Source organism: Candidatus Colwellia aromaticivorans (assembly GCF_003333305.1).
GTDB classification, from domain to species: Bacteria; Pseudomonadota; Gammaproteobacteria; order Enterobacterales; family Alteromonadaceae; genus Colwellia; species Colwellia aromaticivorans.
This window is the reverse complement of sequence record NZ_QOLD01000046.1, coordinates 12,827-30,119: the sequence shown is the minus strand read 5'-3', so window position 1 is coordinate 30,119 and position 17,293 is coordinate 12,827. Positions and strand designations below refer to the sequence as shown.

Genomic DNA, 17,293 nt, shown 5'->3' with positions numbered 1-17,293 from the left:
AACCACCGTCTAAAGACGGTGGGTTAAAAAACAGCGGACTGAAAGTCCAGCATTTCGGCTAAAGCCGATTACTCCACTTCAAAGTTGTCATTTGCTTTACTCTCGAAGTGATGTTCCAAATATTCTTTGATCATCTCTTTCGTTAATTCTCCTGCCGTTACACAAAAGTAACCTCTAGCCCAAAAGTGCTGCCCCCAATATCTTTTCTTCAATTGAGGAAACTCTTAAAACAACTTTGTCGATGTTCGCCCTTTTATTCGTGACATGATTTCTGACGGTGATATATTAAGCGGAGCCGAAACTAATAAGTGAACATGATCTTGACTGACTACACTTTGTAGTATTTCAATTTCTAAATGCTCACAAGTTTGCCTCGTTAGATCTCTAATTCTTAACCCTACATCGCCTGTTAAAACTCGATAACGATATTTCATACCCATATAATATACGCAACTACTAGCTTAGAGCTATCCCGCCTAAACACGGGGGTTTAAACCAACTCCTGCGGACGAATTAATAAATTTACTAAGAATAAAAAGAGGTATGGCATAAACATAACGATTGGTGACTAAATTAATTATTTCATTACAACTGTGAACGGATATATTTTGACGGTGAAACTCCAGTCCATTGCTTAAAAGCACGAGTAAATGAGCGGGGTTCACTAAAGCCCAAAGCAGTGGAAATATCTGTGATGCTGCGGTTACTCATAAGTAAATAATCAATCGCTAAGTCGCGTCGAATTTCATCCTTAATCATCGGATAGCTTGTACCCTCTACTTTAAGACGACGGCGTAACGTTTGCGCACTCATATTTAAATTCAATGCGATAGTTCCAAAGCTTGGGCAATAAAGAATATCGCTCTCATGATCAATAAGAATTACTCTAATTTTAGCCTTGAAGCTATGTTCACTCCCTGGAATAGTGATTAAATCAGCCGGTGACTCACGTAAAAAACGTGTAAGCTCTTTTCTTGTTCTAACGCAAGGTAGACCTAAATATTTGGCGTGAAAACATAATTTTACTACCGGACGGTTAAAACTGTGGCGACATGAAAAAAGTAATTTTGCTTCCCGGTAATGGACAGGTTTAGCATGAGTAAAACAAACGTGTCTCAAGGGAATTTTTACATCAATTAGCCAACTGGAAAATCGATGCCAAATAATCAACCAGAATTCAAGAAAGAAATGATTAGGGTCTAATTCAGGATGGGAGAAAATGAATTCTAATTCGGCAAAGTCACCACTCTTTACTAGCTTCATTTTTAAATCATCTGTCACTAAGTTGTAAAAGGAAATCCCTTGCTCAAGCATTTTTTCAAGGCTTTTATAATGCAGCACATGACGAGCCATAAAAGGAAACATCCCCAGCTTACAGGGTTGGTTAGTACAGCCAAGGAACTCATCATTTAGGTTTGCCCATACGTACTGCACTAAGCTAGCCATTTGCTCACCGTCAACCCTTTGCTGGTCTGGCTCAATATTAATACCCAATGTCGATAAAATTGCGTCACAATCAAGGCCTTTACGTACAGCACAATTGAGCGCTTCTCGAAAATAATGCATATCTACTTTTGCCATGGTTACCTTATCTGTCGCCGGTATTTGTTATCAACTATACATGGATGTGTAACATTTAGTGAGTTATATCGTTACATTTTGTCATTTTAATTAACTTTAATACTACTTATAGTATTAGTAGCTATTTTTACACAGCATATGTCGTTATGTCAGGTAGGTTTCTCGTTGAAGTTATTGATCACACACTAAACTTTACCTTAAAAACCTGTCAGCAAATATCTAGGTATTAATGCCTCCTTAGACAAGCGTTAGCTAACATTGATAAATACTTAATTTTACTAAGCAAATTCAAAAGAGAAATATTATGGACCTTTCACTAACTGAAGACCAAGCGATGATAAAAGACATGGCGGCAAAGTTTGCACAAACTGAACTTGCGCCTGTGGCTGAAAAACTCGATCAACACGGTGATCGTGAACTATTCTTATCAAATTTACAAAAACTTGCTGACCTCGGCTTTATGGGACTCAATGTGGGTTCCCAATATGGTGGCAGTGAAGCTGGCACTGTAGTATTTAGTCTAGCAATGACTGAAATTGCACGCGCCTGTGCTTCTACAGCAGTGACTATGTCAGTGACCAATATGGTTGGTGAAGTCATTGAATCTGTGGCCAGTGAAGAGCAAAAACAAAAATACTTACCTAAATTATGCAGTGGCGAATATGCCGCGGGTGGTTTTTGTTTAACTGAGTCTGGTGCGGGTTCAGACCCCTCAGGTATGAAAACTAAAGCTGTTTTAGACGGTGATGAATGGGTGATTAATGGTGCTAAACAATTTATTACTAGCGCTGAATATGCCGGTGTATTTGTCTTATGGGCGGTAACTGATCCTGATGCGAAAAGAGGTAAAGGTATTTCATGTTTCTTAGTTGAAGCAGGTACCCCAGGCCTTATCATATCGCCAGCTGAGAAAAAAATGGGTCAACATGCCTCAGCCACTAACGAAGTCGTTTTTGATAACTGCCGAATTCCTAAAGATGCCTTAATGGGGTCACTAAACCAAGGCTTTAAAGTAGCCGTTTCTGAACTGGCCGGTGGTCGTATCGGTATTGGTTCACTATCATTAGGCGTAGGCTTGGCCGCAATCGATTTTGCCCGTGACTATGTTAATGAACGTCAACAATTTGGTCAGAAAATTGCAAACTTCCAAGGTATTCAATGGATGCTAGCAGATGCTTATACTGACCTAGAAGCGTCGCGCTTATTACTGATGAACGCATCGGATAAAAAAGACAAAGGACAACCCTTTGGTAAAGAAGCATCAATGGCTAAGCTATTTGCTTCTGAAAAAGCCAATCAGGTTTGCTATACCGCACTGCAACTAATGGGCGGCGCTGGTTACATTAAAGACTATCCTTTAGAGCGCTATGCTAGAGATGTTCGCGTAGCAAGTATTTATGAAGGTACTAGCGAGATTCAGCGCGTAATTATCGCTCGTGATTTATTACAAGAAATTAACTAATTTAAGGATTACCCATGGATTTAAATAATAAAGTTGTTGTCGTAACTGGCGGTGCTTCAGGCTTAGGTTTAGTCACATGTCAGGAATTGGCCAAACAAGGCGCAAAAATTGTTGCCTTTGATTTAAACGAAGATGCTGGCAAATCACTCGTTACTAGCTTAGGCGATAACGCTATCTTTGCCAAAGTAAATGTTACTGATGAAGCCTCTGTTGTCGCAGGCATAAAAGAAGCGGTTGATGCCTTTGGCACCATTCACGCCTGTATTAATTGCGCGGGTATTGCCCCAGGTGGTAAAACCATTGGTCGCAATGGCGCTTTAGCCCTAGAGAAATTCTCCCAAGTTATTAATATTAACCTGATTGGTACTTTTAATGTACTGCGTTTAGCCGCTGAGCAAATGGCTAAAAATGAGCCAGATGCTAAAGGTGAACGTGGTGTAATTATCAATACGGCATCGGTTGCCGCATTCGATGGTCAAGTTGGCCAATCAGCGTATAGCGCAAGTAAAGGCGGCATAGTTTCAATGACTCTACCAATTGCCCGAGATTTAGCCCCACTTGGCATTCGTATTATGACCATTGCTCCGGGTATTTTCGATACGGCCATGATGAAAGGATTTAGTGACGATGTTCGCGATCCGCTCATAAAAATGGTGCAAAGCCCTAAACGTTTTGGTGATCCGGTTGAGTATGCTGATTTAGCAGCTCACATTATTACCAATAGTTACCTCAACGGCGAAGTTATTCGTCTTGATGGCGCTATTCGAATGGAGCCTAAATAAAAAACACCTTTGGGGGAGCGGTTTATTACTTCTCCCCTTTTCACGCCTACCTTCTAATTTCTCATTATTTCATTGGAGCACTTCATGTTAAGTGATGTTAAAGTTTTAGATCTCTCTACCCTACTTCCCGGTCCATATGCTTCAATGGTACTCGCCGATCTCGGGGCGCAGGTTTTGCGGGTTGAATCTCCCACTCGTGTTGATTTAGTACGGGAAATGGCACCTCAAATAGGCGATTCCTCCGCCGCACATCAATATTTGAATCGTTCTAAAAAATCAATCGCGCTTGATTTAAAGCAGCCCGAAGCCATTGAAATCATCAAAGCGTTAGTCAAAGAATACGACGTGGTGCTTGAACAATTCAGGCCTGGCGTAATGGACAGACTAGGTATTGGTTATGAAGCTCTAAAAGCGATAAATCCAAAAATAATTTTTTGTGCAATCACAGGTTATGGTCAAACCGGACCATACAAAGATCGTGCGGGACATGATTTAAATTATCTTGCCATCGCGGGTATTAGCAGTTATTCCAAAAGAAAAAAACAAGCGCCAATTCCTCAGGGAATTCAAATAGCCGATGTTGCCGGAGGTTCTCTCCATGGCGTTATTGGTATATTAACTGCACTACATCACCGACAACGCACAGGAGAAGGTCAACTGATTGATATCAGCATGACCGATTGTGCCTTTGCTTTAAATGCAATGAGTGGTGCAGGAACACTTGCTGGCAACGATGTACCAACGGCTGAGTCTCACCTGCTTAATGGTGGTACTTTTTATGACTATTATCAGACTAGTGATGGTCGTTATCTGTCGGTCGGTAGTTTAGAGCCTAAATTTTTTAGTGGTTTGTGCCAGCTCCTCGATTTAGATCATCTTCTCCCATTAGCTAACAAAGCCTCAGCGCAACAACAAATTAAAGAAAGTTTTACACAATCTTTTAAACAAAAAACTTATGCTCAATGGCAGGCAATATTTATCAGTCTAGATTTATGTGTCGAGCCCGTGCTTAACCTAAAAGAAGCTAGCGAACATCCTCAGATAGTCGCTAGAAACATGATTGTTGATGTGCCACACCCGAAAACAGGAATGCAAAAGCAACTAGGTTGTCCCATTAAGTTCTCGATTTACCAAACTGATTATCAACGAGCAGGTGGTAAAATTGGTGTCGATGGCAAGCAAATACTAACCCAACTTGGCTTTAGTAACAGCAGAATAACGGCACTTGAAAAAAATGGCGTTGTAACATTTTAGAATACGAAACCTTATCACTAAAACTGACGCACCTAATCATTAGCGTAGTAAATGTAAAAAGTGCAGATGCTTATGGTATTGATCGATAAGATTATTGATCACCGCCATTTTAGACCAGCCCATAATATCGTAATCCTGCCCACCTTCAACCAAATGAACTTCTGCTCGATAGTAACTCTGCTCATCTTCATCAGCTTCAGTGACAAAATCTGGTTGTGAATACTTTCGTGCAAGTACCCGATAAATAAACTCTTGCTCTTCACCATGATTAACAATGAAGCTCAGCCCATCTTCAGATGAAATGTCAACATTGATTTGATTTTCTCTCAGTTCTTTCGCCACTGAATCAAACGCGGGTGAAACTACCTGGCTAATGAATTTATTAACATTGGTTTTATTGGGAAAATCAACAATATTACTTAATCGCATCTGCCAACTGTCATTATTTTCATTGCTTGAATGAGGTATTGCGGTTATTAGCTGGCTTTCTTGCTTAAAGCCTTCAACCCTTAACGCTTTAATTAAGCCAATAATAGCGAGCAATAAAACGATAGTAAAAGGCAAAGCACTCGCGATAGTCATGGTTTGAAGTGCATTTAAACCACCGGCCAGCAACAGTATTGCAGCAACTACACCAATACCTATAGCCCAATACACACGCTGCCATAACGGAGTGTCATTTCTACCGTGGGAACAAAGCATATCAACCACCATAGCGCCAGAGTCACATGATGTGACAAAAAAGATCACTATCATTAATACACTAAAAAAAGAAAGTACGTTGGTTAACGGGAAACTTTCAAGAAAAACAAATAAAGCCACTGATGAGTCTTGGCTTACCATTTCGCCTAATTTAACAATCCCTTGGTTATGAACTAAATCAATAGCACTATTACCAAAAATAGTCATCCAAAATAGCGTGAATACAGTCGGTATTAGCATTACCCCTATAATGAATTCTCGAATAGTGCGCCCACGAGATATTCTAGCAATAAACAAACCAACAAAAGGCGCCCAAGCAAGCCACCAACCCCAATAAAATATTGTCCAACCGCCTATCCAATCTGTCTTTTTGTATGCAAATAAATTAAACGTGTTATGTACTATGTCTGCTAAATAATCACCAATATTCTGTAAATAAGCCTGTAATAAAAACACCGTTGGACCAAGCACGAAAATCAACAGCAACAAGATAATAGCTAGAATCATGTTAGTTTCAGATAATATTTTAATACCTTTATCCAACCCCGTTGCAACGGATATAACCGCAAGTCCTGTTATTACACACATAATAATTATTTGATTAGTGGTAGAAATATCAAGACCAAACAAATAACCAAAGCCTGAATTTACCTGTGATGCGCCTAAACCAAGGGAGGTAGCAACACCAAATACAGTACTGACTACAGCGAAAATATCGACCAAATGCCCCGGCCATTGGTGAATTCTTTCGCCAATCAAAGGGTATAAAGCAGAGCGTAACGTCAGGGGTAAATTGTGTCGGTAACTAAAGTACGCTAACACTAATGCAACAATTGCATAGATAGCCCAAGCATGAAGCCCCCAGTGGAAAAAAGTCATCTTCATTGCTTCTTTAACCGCTGCAACAGAGCCTGTTTGTGCCGTGGGAGGAGATAAATAATGCATCAAAGGCTCGGCTACACCAAAGAACATTAAACCTATTCCCATGCCCGCGGCAAATAGCATAGAGATCCAAGTTGTTAATGAATAATCAGGTGTCGAATGATCGGGTCCCAAACGAATATCACCATAGCGTGATACGCCTAAAAAAATAACAAAAAAGAAGATGAATGCTACAGTGAGCACATAAAACCAACTGCCATTGTCAACAATACTGGCCTGAATTAGAGTGAATAGACTTTGCGCTTGCTTGGGTAGAGCTACGGTATAGAGTAAAAGCGCAATGATAATAGACGAGGCACCAACAAATACTTTCTTATTCAGTTGACTCTCAACAGGTGTGGACAATTTTTTCCCCTAAATTTAATTTGTGTCGATATTATATCGGCTTAAGTTATGTTGTAAACAATAGTACTCAACATATACTTCATAAATGTTAAGTACTTGCAATATATGTTCACTTTTAACCCCCTCTTTTTTTTGTTAAGCTATGATCTAGATTAAATATAGTTAGAGCTCTAACTATATTTAATCTCAATATAATAAAAACACCAAGGGATAATCAACATGAAATTTACTAAACTGCATTGTGCTGTTTTAACGGCACTCGCGGCATCAGGCTCTCTATACGCTGAGGAAGTAAACAAGCAAGAAAAAACAAAGATCGAAATCATTGAAGTTACCGCCACTAAACGTGCTGAATCCATTCAAGAAGTGCCTGTCACTGTTACCGCATTAACCGGTGATAGCTTAGAAAAACTTGGTGTTTCTAACTTTGATCAGTATGTGGAGTTTTTACCAAACGTAGTTTTCCAAGGTACAGGCCCTGGGCAAAATGAAATATATATTCGCGGCGCGGCAACCACTCAAACTAATATTTCCGTTTCATCAGTTCAAGCATTACAACCTTCTGTTGCCTTTTATTTAGACGAGCAACCTGTTTCCATGCAAGGGCGTAACTTAGATATTTACGCTACTGATGTTGAACGTATTGAAGTGTTACCTGGGCCACAAGGAACACTTTTTGGTGCTAGCTCTCAATCAGGTACCGTGCGCTTAATCACCAACAAACCAAGCCATGATGGTTTTGCTGCAGGTTTTGATACCAGTACTAGTTCTACAAAGGGTGGAGATTTAAGTAATTCGGTTGAAGCTTACTTTAATATGTCTTTAACTGACTCGCTTGCAGTGCGTGTTGTCGCTTACAACGACCACCAAGGCGGTTGGATTGACAACATTCTTAATGTACCTGGTGAAGGTGGTTATATAGGCAGCGCTGTTGTTATTGATAGAATCTCTGCTGGTTGGGGTAAATTAGCAGACCCTGAAAATACGCCTATTACCTCACCACAAAATGATGCCTTAGTAGAAGATAACTTTAATACAGCAAACTACGCGGGTGCTCGTTTCGGCTTATCTTATATTATTAATGATGAGTGGAACCTGTTAGTTCAACATACCCAACAATCTCTCGATACTGAAGGGGTGTTTTCTTATGATCCAAACCTTGATGGAGAAACATCAACGAATCGTTTTGTACCCGAAAATAACAATGATGACTTTGGCTTAACTACCTGGACATTAGCAGGTCGTCTTGAGCATTTAGATATTGTTTACACCGGCGGTTACCTTGATAGAGATATCAATTCAACCATTGATTACACTGGCTATACTAATGGCGGTTTATTTTCTTCTTATTACGTCTGTAACTACTCCGCTGCAGCGGATATACAAGAATGTCTAGACCCTACTAAATTTTATAAAGAAGCAACTGATACCTCCCGCACAACCCATGAGCTTCGTATGAATACCTCTGCTGAAAATAGCTGGCGTGTTACTGCCGGTGTTTTTTATGACTCGCAAGAATTATCAACGGTTGGTCAATTTAAAATAGCTAATACAGAGCTTTTTCCTGATTTAGCCGCAATCCTTGCAGGAAGTGAAGGTATTAACAGTGATGGCGGCCCTTTTCCTTCTGAAGTGAGCTTCGTTAATGATGTAACCCACACTATAGATCAAATTGCCGTATTTGGTCAGTTAGAGTTTAATATCACTGACACTGTCACCGCAAGTATTGGTGCCCGTTGGTATCAAATTGAAGATACTTATAAAGGGGCTACTACAACGGTTGATGTCAGTAGTCGATTACGAGCCTTTGGTGATGGTAGTCCTGAAGCTTTCACAGAAGAATTGTTTGAAGATGACGCACAAGCGATACAAGATGCGATTACTAACGGGGATTTAGAAACTAGCTTACTTGACAACAATGGTACGTTAACGGTTGATGATACTATTATTAAGGCATCACTTGATTGGAAAGTGTCCGATGAGGTAATGTTATTTGCTTCCTATTCAGAAGGCTTTAGACCGCCAGTTACCAATCGAGTAGGTGGTAAGAAAGCAACAAATCAAGAAGGCGCTTTTGAAGATTTCCGTATCCCGGTGTATTCAACAACGGATAGTTTAGATAATTTTGAAGTTGGTTTTAAATCGACGTTATTTGATCAAACATTACGTTTCAATGCTACCGCCTATTACTCAAAAATATCTGATCTACAGACATCACGCTATGACCCTACCAATATCAGTTTCTTAGTATTTACTGATAATGTTGGTGAAGCTGAAATTAAAGGTATTGATGGTGACTTTACTTGGGTAGCTACGGATAATTTAATTATCTCTGGTGCATTTAGCTTTATTGATACTGAGCTAACATCTATTAATGACCAACTTGATGGTATTGCGCCAGCAGTCGGTAGTCGTTTACCTTATTCAGCTGAGTTCTCAGGTAACTTACAAGCCCAGTATTTCTTCCCTGTTGCAAAAGATATGACCGGTTATATTAACGGTTCAGTCAGTTATACCGGAGAAAGGCTTGCAGGTATGTCGATGGATGCTTATATAACAGAAGATGCCACTAAGTTAATCTATGGCACAGGCTCCGGTTTAAGCATTCAAAAAGAAGCAGATGTTTATGCTGGCACAAACTTCAAAGACAGTAATGGAGAAACATTTGCTGGCGGTCGTTATGTGCAAGATAGTTACGTTTTAGCCAACTTAAGCTTTGGTGTAACTAACGACGAATGGAAAGCTGAACTTTTCATAGACAACGTAACCGATGAAAGTGCAATATTATATATTGATACTCAACAGTATACGCCAAAAGTTGTTTCTAACAGACCACGTACTGTAGGTTTTAGATTCTCGTATGACTTTTATTAAGATTTAGCTAAACACTAATCCCCTAATAAAGTTCAATAAAGCCGCTTGATGTTTGTATCAAGCGGCTTTTTATTGATAAAGTATCAGTTAATAATAATAAGATAATTCACTAACCTTCTACGGAGCTCAGTCATTGGACACAACATCCCCTTCTTCAATTGAAAACCAATTAAAATCAATTAAACAATTGGTCCAAGCATCAAAATTCAATGACGCCATTAAACAAAGTAAACAACTACAGACACAAACTACTGACAAACAAGACCAAATTGAATTATGGTATTTAAATGCCGTAGCCCATCGCTATGCGAAATCGTTTTCTTCAGCATTAACCAGTATTAATGAATTACTTAAACTTGATGAAACACATAGCCGTGCTAATCAAGAGAAAGGCTTTATAAAACTTGCTTTGGATGAGCCAACACTCGCTAAGGTTTCCTTTGAAAATGCAGTAAAGCTAAACCCAAGTTTAATAGGTAGTTGGCAAGCGTTAATTCAAATATATAGTGAAGGACAACAACAAGAAAATGTTCAAAAAGCTGCTAATCAGCTAGAGAAATTAAAAAAGTTACCCCCTGCCTTACTCGCTGTAACTGAGTTAATGCACGAAGGAAAATTATTAAAAGCAGAACAAATTTGTCGACATTTTTTGCAAAATAACAAACGCCATATCGATGGTATGTGTTTACTCGCTGAAATAGGGTTAGAGCTAAAGATTTATGACGATGCTGAATTTTTACTTGCCAGTGCACTTGAGTTAGCGCCTGATCATATTCATGCACGTTCTCTATATCTAAATTTACTTATTCGATTAGGTAAATACAAAGTTGCAGAACAGCAAGTTGAAAAGTTACTGGCGGTACAACCTGACAATCTTAGCTTTAATATAGCTAAAGCTAGCGTTTTAACAGGTTTAGGTCAAATAGAACAAGCCATTATCCTCTTTGAACAAGCCATCGCACACCCTACATTACAAAGTAAGCCCGCTGCCGGTTTTTATTTGCAACTTGGGCATGCACTAAAAGCCAAAGGCGACATCAAAAAAGCAGTTGCCGCTTATCAAGAAGCCTATCTATTGCAGCCAAGCTATGGTGATGCTTTTTGGAGTTTAGCAAACACTAAAACCTATCAATTTAGTGATGAAGAAATTTCAAAAATGCGGGTGCAGCAAAATAATAAAGAATTAGCACTAACAGATAAAATTCAACTACATTTTGCTACAGGTAAAGCCTTTGAAGATAGGCAAGAATATCAGCAAGCCTTTCAAAGCTACCAACAAGGAAATGAATTACAACATTCGCATAGTGGTTTTGACATTAGTAAAATAGAACAACAAATAGCAGAACAGATAAAATACTGCTCTGCCGAATTATTTAAAAACCGTGGAAATTTAGGACTCAACGTAGCTGATCCCATATTTATTGTTGGTTTGCCACGTGCGGGCTCTACCCTACTTGAGCAAATATTGGCTTCACATAGTCAAGTTGACGGCACGATGGAACTGCACAATATATTAGGTTTAGCTTCACGGCTACGTGGACGTAGCACTAGCCAAAAAAATAAAGAAAACCAATACCCTAAAAATTTAAGTGAGATCAATTCAGATTATTTCAAACGTTTTGGCCAACAGTTTATTGATGAGACACGTGACTACAGAGAGCAAGCTCCCCTATTTATAGATAAAATGCCCAACAACTTTTTACATATAGGCCTGATTCGGTTAATACTGCCCAATGCAAAAATCATTGATGCTAGACGCTCACCAATGGCTTGCTGCTTTAGCGGTTTTAAACAGTTATTTGCTGAAGGACAAGACTTTAGCTACAACCTTGAAGACATTGGCCGTTATTACCAAGCCTACATTAAATTAATGGCACATTGGGATGAAGTACTACCAGGCTTTGTTTTAAGGGTGAATCATGAAGATGTGGTTGATGATTTAGAAAAGCAGGTAGGACGAATTCTTGATTTTTGTGGCTTAGAGTTTGAACAATCCTGTGTAGATTTTCATAAAACAAAGCGCAATATTAAAACACCTAGTTCAGAACAAGTTCGCCAACCCATTTATAAAAGTGCCACCGAGCAATGGCGATACTTTGAGCAGTATTTAGCACCATTGAAAAAGGTACTAAATATTGACTAACCATAGGGGCTACTAGTCTGTTGCATTAACAACTGACCTAGATACCTTTAAAAACGTCAGACATTCTGTTCGTTATTATACTTAGTAAAGTTTTTCAACGACACAGTTAAACTTTTTCCGACTTAATAATTTATTAATGAACTTTTTCTAATTGTGCTTTGCAAAATTTAAAAAATCATCATTAATTTGAACTAGAGGTTAATAGGATCAAAGCATAAAAACCACGAAATAACAGGCAATAATAGCAATCTATCACCTGTTATTTTTTGTAGGAAATTATGGTGAATTTACTCAGGTAAACCAAAAGTATCAACAACATAGTCGAGATCTTTATCTCCTCGACCACTTAAATTAACAAGCACTGACTTTTCAGGATATTTCTGCGCAAGTTTTATCGCATAAGCAACCGCATGAGCACTTTCTAAAGCAGGAATAATCCCTTCTAATCGACTTAACTCATAAAATGCATCAATACACTCTTTATCCGTAATACTGTCGTAAGTCACTTTGTCTAAGTCTTTTAACATACTGTGTTCTGGACCAACACCGGGGTAATCTAAGCCACTGGCAATAGAATGTACTGGTGCTGGTTCACCATTTTCATCTTGTAGGGTATAGCATTTAAAACCATGGATAAGACCCGGCTTACCTAAAGTCATTGTGGCGGCATGCTCTCCCGTTTTAAAAGACTTTCCAGCTGGTTCAATACCAAACAATTGGCTTTCATCATCATCTAAAAAAGCGGAGAATATTCCCATAGCGTTACTACCACCACCAATACAAGCAACAACACTGTCTGGCAATTCTCCAGTCATATCTAAGAATTGCTCTCTCGCTTCAATACCAATAACACGTTGAAAATCACGAACAATCATAGGAAATGGATGTGGACCAACAACAGATCCTATACAATAAATAGTTGAAACAGGATCTTTAAGATACGCTTCAAAAGCACTGTCTACAGCTTCTTTTAAGGTTTTCAAACCATGTGTTGCTGGAATAACGGTTGCGCCTAATACTTTCATGCGTAATACATTAGGGTACTCTTTTTGAATATCCACTTCACCCATATGAATTTCACACTCTAAGCCAAAATAAGCCGCTGCGGTAGCAAGTGCAACGCCATGTTGTCCTGCACCTGTTTCAGCAATTAATTTCTTTTTACCTAAGTGTTTAGCAAGTAAGGCTTCGCCCATACAATGATTGAGCTTATGAGCACCTGTATGATTTAAGTCTTCTCTTTTTAAATAAATTTGTCCGCCATATTTCTCTGATAATCGGTGACAATGATAAACAGGGGTTGGACGACCTTGATAATATTTTCGAATATCACGTAGCTCTGAAATAAATTTATGAGACTTACTAATCGCAAAGTAAGCATCTTTAATCTTCTTCATTTCTTCTTCTAAATTTGGCGGAATAAACGCCCCACCATACTCATTAAAAAATCCATCTTGGTTCGGGTACTTTTTAAAATAATTTTCTTTCATTTTATTCCTATATGATATTGACGAATACTAAAAATAATAAACAGAGATAAAAAATACTGCAAGGATAAACCCATTAATTTTCCTAATTTAAATCAAATAAAGGGAAGAAAAATTATAGAGTATAAAAAGTAAAACTAAGCATAAAGTATTAAGAAGCGATGTTTTGTTAATAACGCCTATTTTAGATCTGTTAGCCTACCCTATTCATCTATGATTTCCACAGAGAAAACAAGCAAGCTAATGCTATAACATAGCTATTTTTTAAAGCTATTTTATGAGTCTTTTAATTCTTCCAACAAGTCATGAATCTCAGCCTTTAATTCTTTATCAACAATTTTATTACAACTGATTTTAGCTTTTTCTAGATGCTCAATAGCACCTGTTTTATCACCTAACTCAACTTTTAATGCTGCGATTGAAAAGCCAATAGATGAACGAAAATCTTTAGAGTTAATTGCTTCAGCCTTAACTAATGCTTGTTCATAGATAGTAACGGCTAATGCTAGATCATCAGTAAAATCAGCAAGTGTCTCCCACTGTACTGGATGGTCTTTATCAGTTTTCTCATGTTCTTCACAAAGCTCTCTTAATTCTAAATAATAACCATCGAATTTCGCTTGATTTTCTTCTTGAGCCGCGGCCATTAAGTTATCAGTCAGAAATAGTACTCGCTTGTATATTTTAGTATTCATGGTTCTAGCCTTATCAATTTGGTGATCGCATATTCAAACCGTGATTATATAGCTTTTATGGCAGCGAAACAGAAACTTAGTCAGTTAGGTGGTAATTATTATGGTTTTATAAATGACATATGCCGTCTTAATACCATTTACATTAATTAAGGTTACAAAATTCAATGAGAATAAATGTTCAAGAACACAGGTTTTTAGTTCCAGACAAAACCTAAGTACCTACATCCATGTAGGCAAGGCGCTTGATTGAGTAATAGCTGGCTATTGGGATTGAAAGCAACGATGTTATTGGATATTTAAGCCATTTGAAAATGATCACTTAGTTAGTGTAATTGGTATTACACCTCCAATTACATTAACTATCGAAATAAAAGTAGACATAACTATTTGAGAGCCAATTTTCACTTTTACTAACAGCGGTAATTAAAGTTAGCTATCACAGCAATTTTGTCCTGCTTGAATTGGCGGACACTTTACCGTTCCATAAGAACAGTAAACGCAGCAATCCCCCTTTAAAGGCTTTAATAAAGCCTTACAGGATTCACATTCATAAAACCACTGACAAGCATTAGTTGGCATTGTTTCATTTTTTGAATGACCACATTTAGGACATGTTATCGTTGAATTTAATTCTAAATTTTGCATGTTCATCCCTCAACCATATTTTCTATAGATACCATTAAGTTAAGCTAATATCTCAATATATGCCAAATTAAACTGTACAGGTAGAAATTAATCTTCGGTATATTTTATAGACGACTTAATGGCAGATGTTTAACCTGTACAATGTTTGGTACTGAGAATTGAGGAAATCAAAAAAATAATCAGTTTCTACAAATATTGAATATATGAAAAATCATATATATAATAATATTGATATTCATTACGTGATTATAATAAATGCATAAACTTGATAAGAAAAACGTCCTTTTTATCTGCTCAGAAAATGCTGCTAGGTCGCAAATGGCTGAGGCGTTACTACGGCATAAGGCGGGTAATCTACTTAACGTTTATAGTGGCGGCACACACCCTCGTGATGTTGATCCTCGTGCAATTAATGCCTTAAGCACGTTTGGGGTTTATACTAGTAATTTAGTCTCTAAAAATATAAATGAGTTTGAAGGTAAGGTCTTTGATTACGTCATTACGCTATGTGATAAAGCTAATGAGGAATGTAGAAGCTTTACTGACGCAGGTAAACAATTGGCATGGGATATACCCGATCCAAAGGAACGCTCTGACAGCAACGCTTTCTCCGTAACCTTAAATGAATTAAACGACCGATTAGCTATGTTTCTTCTGGTAGAAAAAAACGCGATTGATCTAACGAGTACTTCACAAAAAAATACAGATGCAGAAGTGAATAATCAACTCACAGACTTTGAGCCAATATCTTTTTATAAAACTCTAACCGATGATATTCGCTTAAAAACACTAATGTTGACCCATTATCATGGTGAACTTTGTGTTTGTGAATTGATGGAAGCAATGGAAGAAAACAGCCAACCGAAAGTATCACGCAATCTTGCAGTACTAAAAAAAACTAAAATCATTACCGATAGAAAGCATGGACAGTGGGTGTTTTATCGCATTAATCCTAAACTTCCACTATGGGCTAAATCTGTGATTGCCCATACCACAGAAAACAATATTCCACTGATTAATAATGAGCTTAAGCGTCTAGATAAAATGCAAAACAGACCTGATAAAGCGAGTTTCTGTAAATAAATATTTAAAGGATATAACCATGGGCATTTTTGAGCGTTATTTATCGGTTTGGGTAGGCTTGAGTATCATTCTTGGCGTTGTGTTAGGCTTATGGCAACCTGATACTTTTCAATTAATTGCTGACCTTGAAATTGCACACGTTAACATTGTAGTGGCTGTTTTTATTTGGGTGATGATTTACCCTATGATGGTTCAAATTGATTTTTCAGCGATAAAAAATGTCGGTAAGAACCCTAAAGGGCTAATGTTAACTATTGTCATTAATTGGTTGGTTAAACCTTTTACAATGGCTGGATTAGGTTGGTTATTCTTTAACTTCCTTTTTGCTGATTTAGTTGATCCTGCGTCAGCTCAAGAATACATCGCAGGTATGATTTTGCTAGGCGTTGCCCCCTGTACTGCAATGGTATTTGTGTGGTCACAGTTAACCAAAGGCGATCCCAACTACACCTTGGTTCAAGTGTCAGTAAATGACGTTATTATGATATTCGCATTTGCCCCTATTTCAGCATTTTTACTTGGCGTGAGCGATATTCAAGTACCGTGGGAAACGCTACTAATCTCTGTAGTACTTTACGTATTACTGCCTTTAATTGCTGGCGTTGTGACCCGAAAAATTCTGAATGATGGTAATGGTGAAAAATCATTAAACCACCTTTTGTCAGTTTTAAAGCCTTGGTCGGTTATTGGTTTATTAGCGACAGTGGTTTTATTATTTGGCTTTCAAGCAAACACGATAGTGTCTGAACCCGAAACCATCGGCTTAATTGCAATCCCGCTTATGATCCAAACATACGGTATTTTCATTATCGCTTACGTAGCAGCAAAGTGGATGAAACTGCCGCATAACATCGCTGCCCCAGCTTGCTTGATAGGTACATCCAACTTTTTTGAATTGGCTGTTGCCGTTGCTATATCCCTTTTTGGTTTACACTCTGGCGCGGCTTTGGCCACCGTTGTGGGCGTTCTCGTTGAAGTGCCTGTTATGTTGTCCTTAGTTTATTTTATTAATCGTACACAGAGCTGGTTTGGGGAAACGGATGTTTGAGCTATTTACCGATTTTGCCACCTGGTGAGTTGTTAATGTACTCGGGGTATCAAAAACTACTAAGTTAGGCGATGCTCTTCATTTTTTTATTGAAGACACCACGAAGATTTTCTTTTTATTATTAGTCATGATTTACGTTATTGCTTTGATAAGAGCCTCTATGAATGTAGAGCATGTTCGCGACTATTTAGCCGGTAAACATAGTGGTTCTATTCCGTCTCATAAAGATATTGAAATGTGGTTACAAGAA

12 protein-coding genes and 2 pseudogenes are annotated in these 17,293 nt (G+C 38.2%); 8 read left to right on the top strand and 6 right to left on the bottom strand.

Annotated features, from left to right (window positions below; all coding sequences use genetic code 11):
- Window positions 1–68 precede the first annotated feature (68 nt).
- A pseudogene (tnpA, locus tag DWA31_RS06675) lies at window positions 69–431 on the bottom strand (IS200/IS605 family transposase); the annotation flags it as partial.
- Window positions 432–585: 154 nt separating this feature from the next.
- Window positions 586–1,581: an AraC family transcriptional regulator gene (locus tag DWA31_RS06670; protein ID WP_114325836.1), complete on the bottom strand. Its 996-nt coding sequence runs from the start codon at window positions 1,579–1,581 to the stop codon at window positions 586–588.
- A 304-nt stretch (window positions 1,582–1,885) separates the two neighbouring features.
- Here DWA31_RS06670 and DWA31_RS06665 point away from each other — a divergent pair, with 304 nt between their 5' ends.
- The 3 genes from DWA31_RS06665 (at window position 1,886) to DWA31_RS06655 (ending at window position 5,079) form a co-directional block, all read left to right on the top strand.
- Window positions 1,886–3,043 (top strand): acyl-CoA dehydrogenase family protein, encoded by a 1,158-nt coding sequence (locus DWA31_RS06665; RefSeq protein WP_114325835.1) that lies wholly within the window; start codon window positions 1,886–1,888, stop codon window positions 3,041–3,043.
- Between the two features lie 14 nt (window positions 3,044–3,057).
- On the top strand, window positions 3,058–3,825 hold the full coding sequence (locus tag DWA31_RS06660) for a 3-hydroxyacyl-CoA dehydrogenase (protein WP_114325834.1): 768 nt from the start codon (window positions 3,058–3,060) through the stop codon (window positions 3,823–3,825).
- Window positions 3,826–3,909: 84 nt separating this feature from the next.
- Window positions 3,910–5,079, top strand: a complete 1,170-nt coding sequence (locus DWA31_RS06655; RefSeq protein WP_114325833.1) for a CaiB/BaiF CoA transferase family protein — start codon at window positions 3,910–3,912, stop codon at window positions 5,077–5,079.
- 39 nt (window positions 5,080–5,118) lie between these two features.
- On the opposite strand, the gene DWA31_RS06650 is transcribed toward DWA31_RS06655, so the two are convergent.
- Entirely contained in the window at window positions 5,119–7,068 is a 1,950-nt protein-coding gene (locus DWA31_RS06650) for a BCCT family transporter (protein WP_114325832.1), read from the bottom strand.
- A 219-nt stretch (window positions 7,069–7,287) separates the two neighbouring features.
- On the opposite strand from DWA31_RS06650, the gene DWA31_RS06645 reads away from it, so the two are divergent.
- A complete protein-coding gene (locus tag DWA31_RS06645; RefSeq protein WP_114325831.1) occupies window positions 7,288–9,942 on the top strand; it encodes a TonB-dependent receptor in 2,655 nt (884 codons plus the stop codon).
- A 133-nt stretch (window positions 9,943–10,075) separates the two neighbouring features.
- On the top strand, window positions 10,076–12,085 hold the full coding sequence (locus tag DWA31_RS06640) for a tetratricopeptide repeat-containing sulfotransferase family protein (protein ID WP_114325830.1): 2,010 nt from the start codon (window positions 10,076–10,078) through the stop codon (window positions 12,083–12,085).
- Between the two features lie 287 nt (window positions 12,086–12,372).
- Here DWA31_RS06640 and trpB read toward each other — a convergent pair whose 3' ends face one another.
- From trpB to DWA31_RS06625, 3 genes are all read right to left on the bottom strand, one after another.
- The gene (trpB, locus tag DWA31_RS06635) at window positions 12,373–13,575 is read right to left on the bottom strand and encodes a tryptophan synthase subunit beta (RefSeq protein WP_114325829.1); all 1,203 of its coding nucleotides are present in this window, start codon (window positions 13,573–13,575) and stop codon (window positions 12,373–12,375) included.
- Window positions 13,576–13,847: 272 nt separating this feature from the next.
- Window positions 13,848–14,267 (bottom strand): tetratricopeptide repeat protein, encoded by a 420-nt coding sequence (locus DWA31_RS06630; protein WP_114325828.1) that lies wholly within the window; start codon window positions 14,265–14,267, stop codon window positions 13,848–13,850.
- A 429-nt stretch (window positions 14,268–14,696) separates the two neighbouring features.
- On the bottom strand, window positions 14,697–14,912 hold the full coding sequence (locus tag DWA31_RS06625; protein WP_114325827.1) for a GDCCVxC domain-containing (seleno)protein: 216 nt from the start codon (window positions 14,910–14,912) through the stop codon (window positions 14,697–14,699).
- Between the two features lie 255 nt (window positions 14,913–15,167).
- Between DWA31_RS06625 and DWA31_RS06620 the strand changes: the two genes are divergently transcribed.
- The 3 genes and pseudogenes from DWA31_RS06620 to DWA31_RS06610 all read left to right on the top strand — a co-directional run.
- Entirely contained in the window at window positions 15,168–15,995 is an 828-nt protein-coding gene (locus tag DWA31_RS06620; RefSeq protein WP_114325826.1) for a metalloregulator ArsR/SmtB family transcription factor, read from the top strand.
- A gap of 19 nt (window positions 15,996–16,014) precedes the next feature.
- Window positions 16,015–17,043, top strand: coding sequence for an ACR3 family arsenite efflux transporter (arsB, locus tag DWA31_RS06615; protein ID WP_114325825.1), 1,029 nt, complete (start codon window positions 16,015–16,017; stop codon window positions 17,041–17,043).
- Window positions 17,036–17,245: pseudogene (locus DWA31_RS06610) on the top strand (permease); the annotation flags it as partial. The gene arsB and the pseudogene DWA31_RS06610, both read left to right, overlap by 8 nt.
- Between the last annotated feature and the right edge of the window lie 48 nt (window positions 17,246–17,293).

What these genes read in the sequence shown, in the direction of transcription:
- DWA31_RS06670 (WP_114325836.1), bottom strand. Translation starts at nt 1,581, where the DNA reads ATGGCAAAAGTAGATATGCATTATTTTCGAGAAGCGCTCAATTGTGCT.
- DWA31_RS06665 (WP_114325835.1), top strand. Translation starts at nt 1,886, where the DNA reads ATGGACCTTTCACTAACTGAAGACCAAGCGATGATAAAAGACATGGCG.
- DWA31_RS06660 (WP_114325834.1), top strand. Translation starts at nt 3,058, where the DNA reads ATGGATTTAAATAATAAAGTTGTTGTCGTAACTGGCGGTGCTTCAGGC.
- DWA31_RS06655 (WP_114325833.1), top strand. Translation starts at nt 3,910, where the DNA reads ATGTTAAGTGATGTTAAAGTTTTAGATCTCTCTACCCTACTTCCCGGT.
- DWA31_RS06645 (WP_114325831.1), top strand. Translation starts at nt 7,288, where the DNA reads ATGAAATTTACTAAACTGCATTGTGCTGTTTTAACGGCACTCGCGGCA.
- trpB (WP_114325829.1), bottom strand. Translation starts at nt 13,575, where the DNA reads ATGAAAGAAAATTATTTTAAAAAGTACCCGAACCAAGATGGATTTTTT.
- DWA31_RS06630 (WP_114325828.1), bottom strand. Translation starts at nt 14,267, where the DNA reads ATGAATACTAAAATATACAAGCGAGTACTATTTCTGACTGATAACTTA.
- DWA31_RS06625 (WP_114325827.1), bottom strand. Translation starts at nt 14,912, where the DNA reads ATGCAAAATTTAGAATTAAATTCAACGATAACATGTCCTAAATGTGGT.
- DWA31_RS06620 (WP_114325826.1), top strand. Translation starts at nt 15,168, where the DNA reads ATGCATAAACTTGATAAGAAAAACGTCCTTTTTATCTGCTCAGAAAAT.
- arsB (WP_114325825.1), top strand. Translation starts at nt 16,015, where the DNA reads ATGGGCATTTTTGAGCGTTATTTATCGGTTTGGGTAGGCTTGAGTATC.